Source organism: Arsukibacterium perlucidum DSM 18276 (assembly GCF_000382165.1).
In the GTDB taxonomy this organism is placed as follows: Bacteria; Pseudomonadota; Gammaproteobacteria; order Enterobacterales; family Alteromonadaceae; genus Alishewanella; species Alishewanella perlucidum.
This window is the reverse complement of the sequence record NZ_KB907727.1, coordinates 35,936-54,669: the sequence shown is the minus strand read 5'-3', so window position 1 is coordinate 54,669 and position 18,734 is coordinate 35,936. Positions and strand designations below refer to the sequence as shown.

The 18,734-nt window shown below is 43.3% G+C and carries 16 protein-coding genes and 1 tRNA gene; 3 read left to right on the top strand and 14 right to left on the bottom strand.

Annotated elements, in window-relative coordinates:
* Positions 1–189: 189 nt before the first annotated feature.
* The 5 genes from H141_RS20500 to H141_RS0116180 all read right to left on the bottom strand — a co-directional run bounded on the left by H141_RS20500 (position 190) and on the right by H141_RS0116180 (position 6,403).
* Entirely contained in the window at positions 190–1,254 is a 1,065-nt protein-coding gene (locus H141_RS20500; protein WP_019677336.1) for an EscU/YscU/HrcU family type III secretion system export apparatus switch protein, read from the bottom strand.
* A 12-nt stretch (positions 1,255–1,266) separates the two neighbouring features.
* Positions 1,267–2,013: a flagellar biosynthetic protein FliR gene (locus H141_RS0116195; protein WP_083923075.1), complete on the bottom strand. Its 747-nt coding sequence runs from the start codon at positions 2,011–2,013 to the stop codon at positions 1,267–1,269.
* A 41-nt stretch (positions 2,014–2,054) separates the two neighbouring features.
* Positions 2,055–2,318: a flagellar biosynthetic protein FliQ gene (locus tag H141_RS0116190; protein WP_019677334.1), complete on the bottom strand. Its 264-nt coding sequence runs from the start codon at positions 2,316–2,318 to the stop codon at positions 2,055–2,057.
* Positions 2,311–3,426 (bottom strand): tetratricopeptide repeat protein, encoded by a 1,116-nt coding sequence (locus H141_RS0116185; RefSeq protein ID WP_019677333.1) that lies wholly within the window; start codon positions 3,424–3,426, stop codon positions 2,311–2,313. The genes H141_RS0116190 and H141_RS0116185 overlap by 8 nt, the downstream gene beginning before the upstream one ends.
* Before the next feature lie 190 nt (positions 3,427–3,616).
* Positions 3,617–6,403 carry an ankyrin repeat domain-containing protein gene (locus tag H141_RS0116180; RefSeq protein WP_019677332.1) on the bottom strand — a complete coding sequence of 929 codons (2,787 nt, stop codon included), beginning with the start codon at positions 6,401–6,403 and terminating at the stop codon, positions 3,617–3,619.
* A gap of 57 nt (positions 6,404–6,460) precedes the next feature.
* Between H141_RS0116180 and H141_RS0116175 the strand changes: the two genes are divergently transcribed.
* A complete protein-coding gene (locus tag H141_RS0116175; protein ID WP_019677331.1) occupies positions 6,461–7,393 on the top strand; it encodes a viperin family antiviral radical SAM protein in 933 nt (310 codons plus the stop codon).
* 244 nt (positions 7,394–7,637) lie between these two features.
* Here H141_RS0116175 and H141_RS21015 read toward each other — a convergent pair whose 3' ends face one another.
* From H141_RS21015 to H141_RS0116140, 6 genes are all read right to left on the bottom strand, one after another.
* A complete protein-coding gene (locus H141_RS21015; RefSeq protein ID WP_019677329.1) occupies positions 7,638–8,831 on the bottom strand; it encodes a GGDEF domain-containing protein in 1,194 nt (397 codons plus the stop codon).
* A 214-nt stretch (positions 8,832–9,045) separates the two neighbouring features.
* Positions 9,046–9,771 (bottom strand): hypothetical protein, encoded by a 726-nt coding sequence (locus tag H141_RS0116160; RefSeq protein ID WP_019677328.1) that lies wholly within the window; start codon positions 9,769–9,771, stop codon positions 9,046–9,048.
* A gap of 343 nt (positions 9,772–10,114) precedes the next feature.
* Positions 10,115–10,429: a hypothetical protein gene (locus H141_RS0116155; RefSeq protein ID WP_019677327.1), complete on the bottom strand. Its 315-nt coding sequence runs from the start codon at positions 10,427–10,429 to the stop codon at positions 10,115–10,117.
* Entirely contained in the window at positions 10,426–10,728 is a 303-nt protein-coding gene (locus H141_RS0116150; RefSeq protein WP_019677326.1) for a hypothetical protein, read from the bottom strand. Before H141_RS0116150 ends, H141_RS0116155 begins: the two co-directional genes overlap by 4 nt.
* Positions 10,725–11,903, bottom strand: coding sequence for a site-specific integrase (locus H141_RS0116145; RefSeq protein WP_019677325.1), 1,179 nt, complete (start codon positions 11,901–11,903; stop codon positions 10,725–10,727). The genes H141_RS0116150 and H141_RS0116145 overlap by 4 nt, the downstream gene beginning before the upstream one ends.
* A complete protein-coding gene (locus H141_RS0116140) occupies positions 11,896–12,132 on the bottom strand; it encodes a hypothetical protein (protein ID WP_019677324.1) in 237 nt (78 codons plus the stop codon). Before H141_RS0116140 ends, H141_RS0116145 begins: the two co-directional genes overlap by 8 nt.
* 122 nt (positions 12,133–12,254) lie before the next feature.
* Here H141_RS0116140 and H141_RS0116135 point away from each other — a divergent pair, with 122 nt between their 5' ends.
* Entirely contained in the window at positions 12,255–12,479 is a 225-nt protein-coding gene (locus tag H141_RS0116135) for a helix-turn-helix domain-containing protein (protein ID WP_476726725.1), read from the top strand.
* A gap of 61 nt (positions 12,480–12,540) precedes the next feature.
* Here H141_RS0116135 and H141_RS0116130 read toward each other — a convergent pair whose 3' ends face one another.
* The 3 genes from H141_RS0116130 to H141_RS0116120 all read right to left on the bottom strand — a co-directional run bounded on the left by H141_RS0116130 (position 12,541) and on the right by H141_RS0116120 (position 16,586).
* Positions 12,541–15,162 carry a S8 family peptidase gene (locus H141_RS0116130; protein WP_019677322.1) on the bottom strand — a complete coding sequence of 874 codons (2,622 nt, stop codon included), beginning with the start codon at positions 15,160–15,162 and terminating at the stop codon, positions 12,541–12,543.
* A 17-nt stretch (positions 15,163–15,179) separates the two neighbouring features.
* Complete coding sequence (locus H141_RS0116125) at positions 15,180–16,190, bottom strand: AAA family ATPase (protein WP_019677321.1); 1,011 nt, start codon at positions 16,188–16,190, stop codon at positions 15,180–15,182.
* 319 nt (positions 16,191–16,509) lie between these two features.
* Positions 16,510–16,586, bottom strand: a tRNA-Arg gene (locus tag H141_RS0116120).
* Positions 16,587–16,748: 162 nt separating this feature from the next.
* On the opposite strand from H141_RS0116120, the gene H141_RS0116115 reads away from it, so the two are divergent.
* Positions 16,749–18,668, top strand: coding sequence for an ATP-binding protein (locus tag H141_RS0116115; protein ID WP_157610975.1), 1,920 nt, complete (start codon positions 16,749–16,751; stop codon positions 18,666–18,668).
* Positions 18,669–18,734 lie beyond the last annotated feature (66 nt).

The following is an 18,734-nucleotide window of genomic DNA, read 5'->3' as shown; positions in this document are numbered from 1 at the left end:
ATTGTCGTTTAACTACCTGGGTAGGCGGCTATGCAAGGTAGCAAAGTTAGGGCTGAGCATTGAGCAGATACAGGCTGCAATAAGGCAAATCATGCTCTGGGCGGCAGAGTCAGATTGGGCAGTAATCAAAATGGAAAAGAGCTGATACTGTGGTCAAATTCGTGGGGATCCCTCAGATAATCCGCATTACTAAGCAACTCCTATATCCATGCCCATCAACCAGCGGAATATAGGTGCCAGATCTGCAAAGCTATCAACTGGAACTAAACTACCTAACTGCGTGCTTTTATATAATCGTCTGGCTAGACGCTTGTTTTGAATAATTGGTATTCCAAAGCGTCGCCCCTGCTCACGGATTTTACCGGCAAGTTCCCCCTTCCCCATAGCAACAACACGAGGTGCCGGCATTTTGTCTTTATCATAATGCAGTGCCAGGGCAATATGGGTTGGATTGACAATAATGACATCGGCCTGCTGAACGGCCTGCAAAGCAGCCGTCTTCTTCAGTAGTTCACGTTGTAATTGCTTTTGCTTAGACCTTATTTGCGGATCACCCTCCCGCTTTTTATGCTCGTCTTTTACTTCTTTCGTACTCATGCGCATTTTGTTCAGAAAGTCCCAGCGCGTGAACAGAAAGTCAGACAACATAAAAGGGACAGCCATCACTGCTGCTAATAATGCCATCTTTATAAACAATGCCACCCATAAATCAGGTAACTGAGCAGCGGACCCTTGCATGGCAATAGACACTTCACTGATAAACCAAGGATATGTGAACCAGATGACAATAAAAAAGAATGCAATTTTCAGCGCATTCTTGACTAGATCAAAAAGTATTTTTATTGCGAAGAGAAGCTTAAAACCAGTAGCAGGGTTCAATTTAGTGAAGTCCGGCTTCAGAGGGTGGGACGTAAATACGAAACCTGTTTGACTTATGGTTACAGCAATAGCGGCAATAATAAAAATGATAATTGCAGGTGCAAACAAGCCGAGTACTTTCGATGTCAACTCAGTAAAAAGCGCCGTTAGGTTTTTTCCAGTCCACATAAAATCAGATGCTAGTATCAGCAATCTGCGACTTTCAGCCTCAAGTGCCCAGGCTAACTGTGCGAATAGCATTGCTACCAAACCAATAAAGCATAGCGACGTAACTAGCGCATTAAGCTCCAGACTCTTGCTGACTTGTCCTTTATTTTGGGCCTCGCTTAATTTAAATGGCGTAGGCTTTTCGGTCTTATTCTGATCTGTACTCATTGATAGACTGCTTTAATAAAGTAATGCTGACCAGTATTGGACCAAGCTATTAAAAATATTGTTAAATAACATCAGGCTCTGTTGTGAGAACACCGACAGTAAAAATAAACCGCAGCCAATTTTCAGCGGCATCATCACAAAGTAAATGTTCATTTGAGGCATGGTACGGGATATAAATCCGGTAAACATATCCAGTAACCAGAGCAGTATCATCACGGGCGCAAAAATAAGTAGTGCAACTGAGAATATACTTGTCATTAAAGCCGCTAACTGTAGTGGCGGTATATAAAATAATCCCGTTCCTAAAGGGATAGCCTCATAACTTTTGAGCAGTATCTGAATGAGATCTATATGAATGCCCAGAATAAAAAATAGCGCTGTGCCAGCCAATATATAAATACTGCCAGTGATCGATTCCTGGGTATTAACAGAAGGGTCAAATATACCTGCTGCACCAAATCCAATTTGCATATCTACTACTCTTCCCCAAAAACTTAGTGCCGCAAATATCAATTGAAAAGTGAAAAAAATACAAATCCCGATTAATAACTCAGATACAACCACCCAAACTAACTTGTTCTCTATCAAAGGGCTGGTATCACCAATCAGCATCGTTACTGCTATAGTAAATACCAACAGCAGAACTAAACGCACCATCATTGGTATTCTTTGCATTGGTCCCATGCCAACCGACAGCAAAACTGGACTGAGCCTCAGAACTACCAACCCTATTAATGGCATCGTCTCAGCTATAATCATGCTTTTGCCTTAAACGTCCTGTTCATAACTAAACACTTAATTCATAACAAACTGGTGCTAAGTATCGTTTGCCTGGCAAAATCAGTAAGCACTGACAACATCCACGCGCCTGCGACGCCCAGAACAACAACGGCGACAACAAGCTTGGGAACGAAAGTTAACGTCATTTCTTGAATTTGAGTGACCACCTGCAATATGCTAATCAACACTCCGGCAACCAGCGTCGACAACAGCAGCGGAAAAGCCACTTTCAATGCGGTGTGAAACATATTTCCCATTAAAGAAACGACAAAATCTTCACTCATTTGCGTTGCGCTCTATAACCTGTCGGATAAGCTCACGGTAGGTAACGTTTTCAAGATGAGTATTCTGAGCTAATAAGTTATCTATACGAATATCTGCAGCGTTATTATCACCCGCAGCATTTTCAAGTAATGCCCTGGCATACTCTGCTGAAAATGAAGATTTATTTAATCGTGATGCAAGCTTGATATGTTTTTGCGCAACGTCAACGTCACCTCTGATAGCTGCAACAACAGCAAGACCGCCGTAACTATCTGCAAAAGCTTCATCCAATTTCAAAGCACTTTCGAAGGATTGCTCAGCCTTATCAAACAAGCCAAGTAAATAGTAATTCCATGCTAACAAGTGCCATGTACCTATATGCTCAGGCATCAACTTCACTGCAGTATTTAATTCAGATAAAGATTTGTTGAAATTCTGACGCAGTAAAGAAGTCTGCCCTTGCACAGACCAGCCGCGGCCAGAACTAGGCAGTTGCGACAAAAACTGCGTTATGAAGATATCTGCATCTGTCGGATTCTGGTGGTATATCAAGACTGAGGCTTTAGCCAAAAGTGCATCTGGTTGAATAGGATTTAGCTGCAACGCTTTAGAACAATACACATCGGCTTTAAGATAATCTCCTAAATCCAATGCCACCATGGCAGCTAGCCCAATAGCCTGAGAATTACTTTCTATTTCTGAAATGCCACTTAAGGTTTTTGCCGACGATTCTGTAGCGCCCGACAGGTATTGAGCACGAGCTTTTAACAATATACCATCAGAGTCTAAATCAACTGTATTTTTCTCCAGATGTGTTAACGCTACATCTAGCTGTCCTTGTAGAAAAGCGATTTTTGCAATGTAATAGTTGTAACGTTGCCGATCATCAGGTTTATTACGTACTTTCGTCAATTCTATGGACGCGTCTTGATATTCGCCCATAGCCAACAAAATATCTATTTTTATAAATAGGCTGTCGCTACCAAAGCACTCAGGCGCCTGATCAATAAGACTTAATGCGAGAGTATAGTTTCTATCTTCTACGACTCCGTTGATCATTTCCATGAACAAGGGCCGATTACCTTTATCAGATAACCAATACGCGATTAGAGGGTTTTCAGCGCTCATTATAGACTGCTCAACAATAATTCAGGTCCAAATGTAATTAATAAAAATATAAATGTAAATATGTGTAATGAATTTTCCTAAAATAAATATTTATAAATACTAATAGTTAAATTTGTAAATAGAAACAAGTTATTGATATTTTCAACTAAATTGGTCCAGGTTATTAATGTCCAACTGATAATGATCGTTATTACAATCTAAGTTGTGTTTCAAAGCTCAAGCGAGCATTTTCAAGCGCAGTTCTCGTTACGAGCTTATCCCCCTGACTCTTCAGCTTATTATTAAGTAATGCCAACTGCTCCGGGTAATCTAGCAATGACACTACTGTCTCAAGGGGTGTTTTTCCTGTTATATCTTTCTTGTTTGCAAGGCTGACGTCTCTTTGCAATATCTGTTCGACCGCGAAAACATTACAGCGCCAGGCAGCAGTATGCAAAGGTGTTCTGCCACCCAATGCTTCAACATCAATGGCGCACTCAGCATCTAGTAGTAGTTTTACACAGGTGTCATTCATCGATTTTATCGCACCATGCAACGCTGTCTTGCCTGTAAAATCTTGCCTGTCTACTTCGGCACCGTGAGCTAAAAGCATTTCTACAAACTCCGCGTCACCATGACCAGCGGCCAACATCAATGGTGTTTGTTGTTTAAAGTCACATATATTAATTTGGTTAGGCGCAAATTCTGCTAAAACCATTAACCCATTGCGGATATTATTAAGAATGCCGTTAACCATTCCTCTTTCATATAACTTTCCCCCTGCAAAACCGCTTAAAATGTTCTTGCGGATCTTCTGAAAGCCTTTTAACCAAAACATCAAGATACTGTCGGCTTTTACATAAGGCAAAGGTTTGTTCAAAAGCTTCTTGTGCTGTTTGAACCACGTCAATAGGGCAGAGTTATCGCCCGCAAACACTAGTTTTGTGACATGTTCCAGCTGCGATTGAATTAGTGGCAATTGTTTTTTAAACTGCGGGTAAGGCTTATATAAGTTATCCCAGAAAAAAGTAGCACACTCAACAGCGACGTCCTCTAAATTAGGCTGCTGAAAAATGCCTGGCATATTCTCCAGACAATCCCATTCCAGTATCGACTCGTAATACGTGGTATGGTTTTCAGGGATTAACCTTTGATTTGAAACAGCCAATGCCAGACAATCTCTTGCAAGCTCACCTTTCATTGAACCAAAACTACCTGCACCGCAGCGTTTAAATGCTGCACGCATCACTTCAGTTGCTTTATCAAACTGATTCGAATTAACTAAATGTCTGGATTCCAGTCTGAGTAAATTGACATTTTGCCAACCTTCGTAAGCAGCATTAATCTTTGCTTGATTTAGTAAACCATCAACAAGGCTATATGAATCTTTACTAAACTTTTCATTTCGGATCAGTATATTTTCCAGTTTTAATGCAATGATCTGGAGCTTCTCATCGTCTGTAACCGCTATCTCTTCCAACCGCTGGTATGCCGCGGCATAGCCCTTATTACTGAGCTTTTGGAGAACCAACGTTGTCAGAGCTTGAAATATCGTAACTTTCTGAAATGCCCGCCATGGCGATCCGGCCTTTACCTCTTGCATTGCTGATGAGACCTGCCCTGATAACTTCTCATAAAGTGAGATCAGCTCTAACCGGGCTAAAGAGGGAAAGAGCATGCCTCGCTCATTACAGCTAAAGATATCTATTATTCCACCTTCTGGTTGCAGCTGAGAAAAGATGAAATTCAGTGGCCCCGCCAACTCCTGCGGCGTAGTGCTTGAAGCTGAATTTGTAATAGACAGGTACATCATTGCTTTTTCAAAGGGTGGTAATTTACTGTCAAACCAAATATTTTCATGGGCAATACGAGTTGCTGTATCGTCGATATGTGAGTATTCGCGCTCTGCCGCAATGGTTAAGTTGTAAATTGCCTGAAAGCTGAACAATAACTGTAACAGCTTATTTTTACTCGGATCGGAGCAATATTGGTCGACACCAGGACAAAGAAACTTAAGTAAACGACGATAGCCGTCTTGCACCATTCTGGCGAAAAGTAAGCGTGTTCTTATCAATGCAATTGGGGGCTTGGCATACCGAATGGCCAATAGGTTAATAAAACGCATTACCTCACTCTGCTCTGCATTACCTGATAACACACTCTCAATACGACCCGGTTCAATCATTGGAATTTCATGGCGCAGCTTTTCCGCATCGAGATTTTTTCTGGTTACAAAATCAAGAGCTTCTTTATAAACATCCTGATACTTTAAGTCTGCCGTTGGCGTAAAAGTGCCATTAAAAACGAGCATGGAATCATCGGAAAAATACTTTTCTATCGTATCAGGTGAAGGCAATGTGCCTTTTTTCCAGTTATTTAACGATCGGTAAACTGTCTCATAGCGGTCAATATTTGGATCAGAATTCATAGCCAAATCCTGTGAAACTCCATGAATAGAAGCGCCCATCAAGTCCAACAGCCAATCTACAACGTGGGTAACAGGTAATGTTACAGCCTCATTTTCCAGGTTAGGCAAATACCAGAAGCGCCCACCGGGCATACCTTTATCGACTGGTTCTTCTAAACTCCAGAATGCAGCTTTCCTGGCAAAGAAAGGAACTATCCTGAATGCCGCTACCCACCAAACAATCTGCTGTTGAGAGGCGTTCAGGGTGAAACAATGCGCCTCAACGGCTTTGTTCGATGCTGAGAATTCAAAAAAGTTGTGCAGGATGTCTCTTACATCAGCTTCCACACCAAGTTTTTCGATAATTGCAGAAAAAATGTTACCGAGCATCTCTTGTCGTTTTTGCAACGACATCCCGGATTTGAATTTGTTCTTTGTTTTTGTTTGAAAGCTGCCGCAACCAAGACTTTCATACACTTCGAGCAGAATGGATTCAACTGATGGAAATCGGACCAAAATAAATTCTCTTTTTAATTGTTTAAAAAACAACAGCTTATGCGAAAAGATCAGGGTAGGTACGGCACTTTTCATAACGGCTAGTCCGTCTCGGCGGCAAGCTTAGCAGGCTTAACATGAGGAGCCTGAAACATGAATACTAACCATACCGAGACACTTGTAATTAACTGGCATATCACCGAAGTATGCAATTACAGCTGCCATTATTGCTACGCTGCCTGGAAAAAGCCTGATGAGAAACGCGAGTTGTTCCATGATTCAAATTCGACTAAAAAGCTTCTACTCGAACTATATAACTGTATCCAGTTCCAGTACAACAAATTGGATACCTCAAATTCCCCGACTTACAAAAAAGTACGATTGAATTTTGCAGGGGGCGAACCATTACTGTTATCAAAGAAACTTTTGCCAATTATGCTTGAGGCAAAAAAAATCGGGTTTGACGTGTCCATTATCACTAATGGCAGTTTGCTGACGGAAGAGTTAATGGCTCAGATGGCACCGCTGCTAACTTGGTTTGGCATAAGCATTGATTCCACTCGGCTGTCTTCTAATCATTTAATCGGACGCCATACCACACATCAGCAAAAACTCGACGTTGATAGACTGCTCTCTATCATTGACATGGGAAAACAGGCCAACCCACACCTGAAAATAAAACTAAACACCGTAGTAAATGCGATCAATGTGTTTGACGATTTATCAGATATTGTCGAACGCTTAGCACCTCAAAAATGGAAAGTTTTACAGATGCTTCCCATCATCACAACGAAAAATGTGATTGATGAAGCACGTTTTGAAAAGTTTATCGCCCGTCATCACGCTTTTCAGAACATCATTTGTGCTGAAAAAAACGACGACATGCGTAATTCCTACCTGATGATCGACCCTCATGGTCGCTTTTTTCAGAACAGCCTGGCTGAGGCAGGCTCTGGTTATGTTTACAGCAGCCCAATACTTTCAGTTGGAGCCTCACTGGCGCTGCAAGAGATCCAATTTTCTACAGAAAAATTTAATAGACGCTATGCCAGTAACAACGCTGGAGGTAGCTGTGATGTACTGTAGTAATAAAGATATTAACAAGCTTATTAAATACTTTTTGAGCCTAGGCTGGACGTTCATAAAAGGGAAAAAACACGGCAAATTAGTCCATCCAAGTGGTAAAGAGTCTGTAGTTATTGCGTCTTCTCCAAGCGATAAGCGTGCTATGCACAGCATACAAAAACATATTAGACATGCATCGAGGAAAGCTTGTGAGATGTAAATATCGACTTCGGTATATTTACTTAACAAGTAAGTAGTTTATAGATCATACGGTAATGCTGCCGTTCGGTGTTTGCATCGCAACGGTAAGCATTCCTTCTTGCCAGGCAACTGACTTATTACGGCCTGCACCCTTAGCGTGATATAACGCATCATCGGCTTGTTTAATTAATGTATCAAGCTCCTGCTTTTCTTCAGCTATCGCAAATCCGATACTAATTGTTATTTTCTCTTCTGGTAGAAGGTCGAGCGCCTCAATTCGCAGTCTTAACTCTTCAGCTTTATGCGTTGCTTGCGTTGCGTTTGTACCGGGTAAGCAAATCAAAAACTCCTCCCCTCCTATTCGAAAAAGCAGGTCATAATTCCGAAGATTTTTCTGCGCAATATCTGCTACAGCTTGGATCACTTTATCGCCGACTTGATGACCATATTTATCATTTACACGCTTAAAAAAATCAATATCGAAGATCATTAATGTTAATGGCTGGCCCTGCCGATGGCAGCGATTTAATTCCGCATTCAGCTTATTTTGCATAGACGATCTGTCAAGCAAACCGGTTAATGAGTCTCGCTCGGCGCGATGCTCAAGCTCTCGCTGCCGCTGTCGTGCTAAAATCATTAAACCGCCAGTAAGAATCAAGGCACCATAGATTGTTAGGCTAAACCAGCCAAGTTGATAAACGATGGGATTCGGCGCTGGTGTTGTAAAGCCATATTTGCCCGAAATAAACAGCATTCCCCTAATAGTCATCTGCGCAATATTAAAAAACATAACCCATTTAAAAAACGTGACTACAGAAGAAAGCGTTTCATTATTGGCTCTAGCTAATACTCTTAAACAAAACACGTTAATAAGAATGATGATTCCAAATGCTAACAACAGCCGGGAAAGCTGGTCTTGCTGGATTATCGGAGTAAGCTGCAGGACATAAAAAATTATCACCACTGTTGCCAGATAAAAGCGCTGCAACGGTAGCTCTAGCAACCGGTGTAATGCACTCAACACCATTAGGTGGAGAGCCACAGTAACAGTGTTAATAACAAAAGGACTGATAAAACCTGGCAGCGTATGGTTCAGGTGCAGCATCGAAAAGGCGGAGTGAGCAACCAAACATACCCCAGCGAAGCATAAATCCAGCAAATACTTTTGTGAGCGGATTCGGCGAAACTCAGTAAAAAAGTACACCGTTGCAAAAAGGCCAATGACAAAATTTATGGCTGACAGGGTAAAAAGGTCCATCTACACTCCGAATTTCACTATCAACAGAACAAGCCCATGTAATGCATCAATTGATTTAAGAAAAAAAATAACTTAATGTACCTATTAATTGTATTAGTACAAGCATTAAAATTTAAATCAACCCTACATCAGCATTTAGCGTGTTACGAGGAAGCGTGACAAAATATTTCGCGCCCCCTGGTAACATCCTTTACAGAAGTGCTTTCCGCTTCAGCTACGATTTCAGTTCATACCAACTGCCACGATCTTCGATTTCGCGGTCAGTCCCACACATTATACTTCCCGGAGAGCTGGCTTTATAAATGCTGATAAATTCACTGCTGACGAATTCATCCACATCACCTCCGTGAGATAGCGTCTCGGAATCTAATTCAGGCCGAGTTATTCTTGGACCCACTTCAGGTATTTCCGGATATAGTGCGCCTAGCTTAAACACCGCACTCCTTTCCAGATTGTCGTTAAAAAACCAATACGACTGCTGGTAGTTGTTGCCACTAACATCGGCGAGTTGAACAAATACATGAACGCTGCTTGCGGCCAGTGGCGTATCCAATGGCACTCGTATCGCTTTTTTCTGAGGCAACAACCTGTATGAAATATAGTTGGCCGCACCCACACAGCTCTCAGAATTAGCTGAAACGCCTGGGGCATGTTTTTTGAAGAACGTAGAAACGTTCTTTTTGCTCGTGTCGTAGCTAATTACTGAAATAACCTCAACGTTAAATGCCGTATGAGTGCCGCGATTGCCAATATGCAGCACCAGTTTGTTTTCCACTGACTCAACTGTCAAATCCAACAACGGGTAGACCAGCAAACGATTTTGTTCTTTCAGTAAGTAAAAACTATCTACCATCGTTTCATTTAGTGATTCAATGGCGTCAAACAAATCATCTACGAAAGTATCTTCTGTTTTCTTGAGCGAACTACATCCTTCAGTCATAACCACCTCTGATTGTTTTGCCGCAGCAGTTCAACAGCTGAAACCACCATCAACAATTCATATATAGAACCAATAAGACTATGTTTCAAGTAAAAATATTGAATTAGCTCAAGTAAAGACTAAAACAATAATATAACCAAGCAAAAGTAAATTAAGTAAGTTAATTCCAGCTCAACGCTAAAACAAACTAAACTAAAGCAACAGAACAAAATAAATCAAAAAAGCAGAAAGCAGGGAAAATAACAACAATGATAATATAGAGCATACTATGAGTATAATTTTAACATGCTTTATAATAAAACAGCGCATTGATTAATATGCGCTGTTTTACAGAGAGGTTTGTTTACTGCGGTGTCATAATTACAGGTGAAGCGATAATTTCATTGTCCATGATCGGTAAATTTCGCCGCTCGAACATAGCACGATACAATTCTTTCTCTGCTTTATCCGTCATTCTCGTCCCTAACCGGTAGTACAGACCACAGGTAAAAAGTATTCCATCCTCCTCTTTGATCTCCAGTACTGGGCCTGTTCTGACGATGTGAATCTGACCGGCCGCATTTTCCCGCAGCCCATAAACGTAGGTAAACGGAAGTGAATGGTCAAAGCTAATAAAATAGCTAAGAAATGTTCCTGCGTAGACCCGTAATTCGTTCATTCGTAATACTCCGTCTGGCTGGTATTTTCTAACAGGAAGCGCACAAAGCGCCGCTGCAAGGCTTTAAAATCCAGCACCTTGATGCAGCTGGCACAGCAGGCCTCACGCTTTACCCATGCAAAAACAGCCTCACAGTTATCTGCCTCATCGCCCTGCCCACAAACTGATACCAGTTCACGACCATGCGGGCTAATCCGCAGCGCGGTGATCAGGCTGGTAGCCAGGTTACGAACCTGCGCCCGGAATTTTTTGTTCTGCATAAAGTCACGAAAAGCGGGTGTGGTTTCAATCTGGATCATTTGGCACCTCCTGTGCGATGGGCCTTTAATAACAAGTCAAATGCTGAACCATCCTGACGCGTCAGGTTAGGCACAAAGCGGCTATATACCCGAAACAGCATCTCTGTGGTGGTATGGCCCATCTGCCGGGCAATCCATTCCGGGTTCTCACCCGCACCCAGCCAGAGCGTGGCAGCGGTATGCCTCGTCTGATATGGCACCCGCTCACGCAGTCCGCAGGCTTTTAACGTGGGATACCATACCCGCTGGGTAATATTGCGGTGGTTATATGGCGTACCGTTGCGGGTCGCAAATACAAATTCACCTTTCCCTGTTGCCGCAAATTGCCGCTCCAGTGATTCCCGCACTGGTTGCGACATAATAATTTCACGCTGAGAGCCGTCATTTTTGGTGTACTCCGCCCTGCCCCCAACCCAGGTTTCACGCACCAAAATAATACCCCGGTCGAAATCAACAAAGCGCCACTTTAAGCCATCGATTTCGCCGGTACGCATACCGGTAAAAAACCGCACAATGTAGTAATCGACAAACGCTACCGGGACTAGCATCAGGAAACGTTCCACCTCATCCAGCGTAAAAGGATCCACATCGCTCTTTTTCATTTTCAGTGGTTTTAAACGCACTGGCGCAGTAAACTGATACCGGTCGGCTGCTTCGCAAAGGATCATCTGGATAACCTTCAGATGACGGTTTATGTAACCTGCTGAGATTTGCTGTCCATTTTCGCGGTGAACTTTGCCGAGTGTGGCGCGAAACTGGATCAAATCAGCCTTGGTGATGTGGTCGACCTCCATTGCCCCAAAATATGGGATCAAGCGGTTCTGAATTATTAACCGCATCGTTTTTTCGTATGACACGCGCCAGCTCACCTGCATCTCATCCAGCCAGATAACAGCGAACTCCTCGAAGGTAGGCAAATGTTCTGCTCTGTTGCCAGCCAGCAAACGCTGTTGCTGCTTTTCAAACCGCGCAACCATTTTGCTGTTAGGGAAATAATTGCTGTACACAAAAGTGCCAAGCAAAATTTCTGCTTCAATTTTCTGGATAAGTTTTTCCAGCGTTTTGCGATTAGCCGCCGTATCTGGCAAGGCTGTCTGCTCGCGACAGCGTGTACCCATAAATTTGAAGTCAATCAGCAGGTTTGGAGAACCTTCACGTTTACGGATACTAGCCATGTGCACGTCCTCCGTTAGCCATAGGAATAAGCATCAAATTCTGTGGTTTGCCGATATCACGCTGAATCGCTTCCCACACGTAAAGAATTTTGCGCCCGCCAAATGGTCTGATGTAATGAACGCCTTCGAACAGAACGCGATCTTTCAGTGTCTCGCGGATTGTCCTGGGGTCATATTTGATGAGCTCAGATAGCTCATCGGTAGTAAGGTAAGTTGCTGTGTTTTTCATGGCATTAATTCCAATGTTGAATTATCCTAGATGACAGAATCACATTCTAAAGCTCAAAATGTCATCCCAAATGCAATTTAGCATCTAAAAATGACATTTGCAAACACTTTTTGTCATTTTAGATGACATTTTGCTATCCGAGGTGTATTTTGATTAAGTGTCACTTGGCAAAACTCATGGGTGAGCACAAGTTAAAGGTGGTAGATGTTGCCCGTGAAACCGGGCTGAACCGCAATACCATTACTTTGCTATACAAAGAAACTGCAATTCGAGTGGACTTTGAAACCATGGAAAAACTGTGTGATTTGTTTAATTGCAGAGTCGAAGATTTGTTTGAGAAGGTTTGATTCACACCTGATACCGGCCAACCAGCTTCCGATATCAGGTATGATTTTTTAAAATGGTTATTTATATATTTCTAGCAATACGTACAGGCACCTTAAGTTTTGTTCTAATCTCTTGATATATTGGAATGTCTTCTTTTGCCTCAAGCGTGACTGCAAGGCCGTAAGGAATCACTGCATCGAGACGGGCCGTAGCGTCTTTTTTGCACGTAACGCGAATTCTCAGATTTTCTCCATCTTCGAAAACTTGGATTTCGCTTTTACCTTCGAGTACTTCATGTTGCACAGTACCTCTCTCAACCTGATTGTGATCTCCGTCTTGACGATTCAGCTTCAAAACCTGATTGGACCAATTTCCACCGCCGGGTTCAATTACCAATTTAGCTTCCCTAAGGTTACGATGATCTGAATTGATTGGCGTCAACCAGGCCAAAGTTACCACCAGTCGCCGCCAAATTTTTTTTGCAGAAAAACCTACAGGTATTGGGAAGGCGTATTCATGTACTTCATTTTCTTGAATTTCTCCACAGCCAAGCACTGTCGCCCTTTGAGCTGTGCAGGCAAGAACTCGTTCTATATCCACAGCTCCATAACCAAGGTAACGAGCGATCACTTGCTTGAACTGTCGAGAATTGCTGGTATTTCTCAGCGCTAATTCGATATGTTTTTTACTTCCATCATCCTGTTTAGCACCATGGATTAGCAGTGCCTTCATTAACACAGACATTAGTGACTCTGGGATGTTCTCCCCTTCATCAATACGAAGTTTATCCAGCATGTCATACAAACGCACAGCACTGCGGGTAGCAAGAGCTGTGGCATTGCTAGTGCCACGCGTGAAACGCTCTTTTGAAATATCGCCTTGTTGTATGCTGTCGCTTGCTGTTTTTTGCCCTGGTGCTAGTGCGGATTTGTTAATGCTGTAACAATAATCGTTATTTCGAATAGGCGCATTGTAAAGCTGCCTGCCACCGGGCATAAGTATCTCTGGTTTAATTGATCGCCGGAAACCAAAACCCAACCTCATTGCAGGGCTGAATAAAGTTTGAGAAGGAAAGATGTCTGTACGCTGCCCTATCAGAGGATAGGCTTCACCAGAATCATCGGCGTGGGCGGCACCTACCGTAATAACATTAATCGCTTCTGCAGGAGACAGCAGGCGCCTTGAAGAAAGCTTTTGCGCTATCGCGGTTATCGTTAACTTAATTTTCTCTTCGTCATTAAGCTTTGCAAACTCTTGCTGATTAATACCAAGATCAATATCATCTGAGTAATTACCTGTACTTACACAGAATAACACACGGTACCTGTAAGACAGCCAGTCAAGTAACCTCGCCCAAGGACTAGGGGAATGAATGAACTCCCTTGTCGAATCTCCAATCGAAAGATTAATGACTTTTACCAATGGAGCTTGAGCAGGCACATCTCCAGAACCTTCAAACATCCGTCGGACTGCAATTTGAATACGGTCTTCAAAGAAAATACTATCCGGCATGTGTTCATCGTGGTCTTGCGTTTGGTGGTCTGGCTGCATAACCGGAATGCAATATAGCTGACGCTCTAACGGTTCTGACGTTGGATTACTCCGATCACCATGCACTATCAAAGAAGCCATGGCAGTACCATGTTTTCGTTCTCCTGGTTGATAATGTGCTTCTAAAGCAAAAATATCATCAACCAAAACCCTGTCTTTCAGCGCATTATGTAACTGAAGAGGGGCACCATCCAAAAGTGCAGCGACAGGGGCAAGGCTACTTGTACCTTGAGGAAAAACACCAGACTCCCCATCACCCTCTTCGGAGACAGCAAGACTTTGTCCTGTCGGCCGAAAGTACATAATGCCAGGGAACTTAAAGATTTCTATATCGATATCAGCCCCAAGAACTGCCACTTTATCGAGAAGTGTCTTGATTACTCCTGCTGGCAATTGCGCTTTAGCAGCATGATAGGCAATCTCTGAAATATCCAGAAAATTTGACAGTAGCTTACCATCTAATTCTTCAAGTAGTGTTTTTACAAGCGCTTCAGTTTTACGTCGCTTAACTGGATCTCGTCTATAAAAAAGTTCTATCTGGAAGTTGATTTTCTCTGCACCGTCAAAAGGTTGCAACACATGTTGCCACCGTTCTATCATCCCGGTTTCGAACAATGCCTCCTCAATCCCCCACCGTCGCAAGACGTTGAGCTGTTCAAAGACAATTTTCCATTTAGATTTTCCATAAGGTAACTGACCATTCGACTTCCACTGCTGCCAAAGTGAAAGAACTTCTTGTAAACCAGCCATGTTGCTCATAGCAAGAAACATGCGGCCACTCAACGGTTTACCAATCCGATTTCCAGTATCGTCTAGTTCGTAAAAGCCATCATCCTCTACTTCCAATTCTTCGATATCAGTTTCACCTAACCACTCTAAACCAACTGCTTCCACAGCTTGTTTAAAATCGTCAATTCGGCCAACAACCTCAATTACTAATACCATTTCAGGTTCAAGACCGGCCAAAGCACCACTTAGGCTTGCTTGATACTGTACAAAATCTGATGAAAGCTTTTCTACCTGTTTCTCTAGACGGCTAATTTGTTTGCTGTGCCCTGGTGCTTTTTGCACGCTAGGTGGAAAACCTTTTCCTTTATCCGGTTCAAAGATCCGCCTTTCGGGAAAAACCAACAGCGGGAAATGATCAGGCATATTAAACTTCCTTATTTCTAATCAGTTTTTTCGGCGTTTCCTTGCGGGACTACCCGCATTTTCCACTGCTCAAGCTTTGAGGCCGTAGTTGTTTTTGCATTTTCAGTCTTTTGATCAAGAACAGCGCGTCTCACAACGCTCAGACAAAACTCCTCAACTTCTGAAAAACTCAAACCCAATAGTTTTTTAGCGATAGTCTCTGGCGCCAACCCGAAGTTAATATTACTACGTAGGCTAATGTCGTTAATAAAGGATGTAAGTTGCGTCCGTGTAGGTAAAGAAATATTCAGCCGCAATTGAAAACGTCGCCACACAGCCTTGTCCAGTAGTTCCGGGTGGTTACTGGCCGCAACTACTACTACATAGTCTGGAAGATCATCGAGCTGAAGAAGCAGCGAACTAACAACTCGTTTAATCTCCCCTGTCTCATGAGTATCACCGCGCTCTTTACCCAGTGTTTCAAACTCATCAAAAAACAAGACACAACGTCTCGTCTTTGCATAATCGAGCAGCATTTTTAGTCGACTAGACGTTTCTCCGAGATAACTACCAATCAAAGATTCATAACGCACCACAATTAAAGGTACCATCAGATCAAAAGCAACAGCTTCGGCCAAAGAAGTTTTCCCATTACCTGGAGGACCAGCAAGCAAAATACGATGTCTGGGACTTAATCCATGAGCATGCAGCAATTCTGAACGATGCTGTTCTTCAATTAGCTCTCGAAGTTGTACACGAATGTTATCAGCAAGTACTAGACTGTCTAACGAAAGCTCTGGTGTTGTTTCGATAACCAAATTTTTTTGGGTTGTTACATTGCCTTGTGGTTGTTTAACAACGTTTCCACCCAAACTAAAACCAGAACCTTGAGGAACAGGCTGTAAAGCCTTCGCTAATCGGTCAGCCAAAATACGATGCCCTTTACCTCTTTCTTCTTGGATGAGCAATTCAGCCGATTTGCGAAATGCTTGCTGATCACCGTTGCTTGCAGATCTTACCAAAGCGACCAATGTATCAGCTTGTGCCATACGATTACCTTATAGTTTGTCAGAATATTGTTTTAACGCAATTTTTAGATTCCTTTAAAGGGAACCTAAGCAGAAATTAGAATTATAGTTTTAAGGTATTAAATCATGCTTAATAGATGATGGATAGACAAAAAGTGCGATATCTATCTCATGTCAGAACTCTGGTAGACGCTCACCATATCAAAGCTTAAAAAGAGAGCAAAGGTCAAATATCGCTCTTTATAGCTGGCATAATATTGAAGCAAGACACAAACATGGCACAATCGAGGCACATTAAACAAAAAAACCACTTAGCTTTCGCGTAAGTGGTTGATTGTTATGGTGCACCCGAGAGGATTCGAACCTCTGACCTCTGCCTCCGGAGGGCAGCGCTCTATCCAGCTGAGCTACGGGTGCAACCTTCGCACCTAGGTGCGAGCGCGCATTATAGACAGGCTTTTAATGTAAGTCTATTACCTGGCAGTGCGTTTTTTAGGCAAACAGTTTATTTAACTGATGATTGCACCGCCGCCAACGACAGGCTAGAGTAGTTTAACTGTTGTTATGGAACCCTTTTTAATGCTTGGTTTTTTTAGCGCGCTGCGCTATTGGCACTGGTTACTGTTGATATTATTGGCTGGCGCTGCGATGCTGGCTACTGAAACTATGGTAAAGCACGAACAACAGCATACCCGCAGCCAGCAATTACGGCATGAGGTCGCTAGTGGCGGCCTGCTGAAAGCGATGCTGGAAGCGGAGTTAAATATTCCACTGTATTTAACGGTGGGCCTGGCTTCTTATGTGAAAGCCAGTGGCGGTAAACTTGATAAAGCCGAGCTGGATATTTTACTACCGGGTTTAGTGCAACAAGCCAAACACATCCGCAATATTGGCGTGGCCCCGGGCAACCGGCTGCAATATATTTACCCGCTGGCCGGCAATGAGCGGGCAATAAACTTATATTACCCTGATTTACCTGACCAATGGCCAGTAGTTGAGGAGACGATTCAAAGTGGTCAGGCCCGTCTGATTGGTCCTGTGCGCTTAGTGCAGGGCGGCCAGGCATTTATTTATCGCCTACCTGTTTTTATTCCGGACGATAGCTACTGGGGTATTTTAAGCACAGTAATTAATATAGAAACTGTCTGGTCGCTGCTGGCTGCAAGTGCTGCCGAGCAAAATGTGGCGATAGCACTGCGTGGCAAAACGCCGGGTCAGAATGAATATGGCAACAGTTTTTTTGGTGAGCCACGTTTATTTTACGACGACAGCCTGCTGCTGAACCTGGCGATTCGCGGGGCCGACTGGCAAATGGCAATTCGGGCCACCGACCCAGCGTTCGACCGCAGCAACATGTTACGTGCAGGCCTGTATTTCACTACCTTATGTTTGCTGATCTTATTAGCGTGGTTGTTTTATTCACGGCAGCAACTACGGCAAACCGCCAATGAGCTGAGCCACAGCGAAAGCTATTTGCGGGCGGTAACCGATAATGTACTTGATGCCATTATTGTTACCGATGAAGAAGGTATTATTGAAGACGCTAACTTGTCCTGTTGTCGGTTATTTGATTACCCTAAAGCCAGTTTGCAAGGCTTACATTGGTCGATGTTGCTGGCTACACCGGAAAGTGTTGAAGCAATATACAGCGCAACATCAGACCCAGGCCAGGAGTTTGAAGGTAATGGTTTGCGCCAGGACAGTAGCCAGTTCGAGCTATCGCTGTCGCGCAGCCTGCTGGTATTGGGCCAGCAGCAACATCAGCTGTTATTGATTCGCGATATTACCGGGCGCAAGCGAATTGAAAAGTTGAAGAATGACTTTGTGGCCACAGTAAGCCACGAATTACGCACACCGCTAACTGCCATTAATGGCGCCTTAAGTTTAGCGATAGGTGGCGCGCTGGGTGACTTGAACCGTTCTGCCCAGAAAATGTTAACCATGGCACACAGCAGCTGTGGTCAGCTAAATCAGCTGATTAATGATCTACTTGATACCGAGCGGCTGATCAGCGGAAAAATGCGCTTTGATATCACTGCCGTAGCGATGATCCCCTTGCTGGAACAAAGCATTACCCAAATTGCCGCTATGCAACATAAACAAAAACTGGTTATAACCTACGACAAAGAAAAGCCTTATCTGGTGCTCGCCGATAAAGGTCGCCTCAGCCAGGTGTGCCTGAATTTACTGTCTAACGCCGTAAAATTTCCACCGACCGACAGTACAGTAGAAATTAAGCTGAGTGAGCACAACCAGATGATCCGGGTTAGTATAATTGATCAGGGTGGTGGCGTGGCTAACGAGTTTTTACCACAACTGTTTCAGCGGTTTGCCCAAGCCGACAATAAGGACAGTCGTCAGCATAGTGGTACCGGTTTAGGCCTGGCGATCAGTAAAGCGCTGATTGAGCAAATGGCTGGTCAGATTGGCTACCAACGCCGCGAGCAAGGCAGCTGCTTTTACTTTGAATTGCCCGCTGCAGGGCCTGCAGCGGGCTAAAAGTTGCACTTAGCCGGTTTTTATCTTAATTTGCTTACCATTGGCTGCAAAGCCCGGCATTTTGCT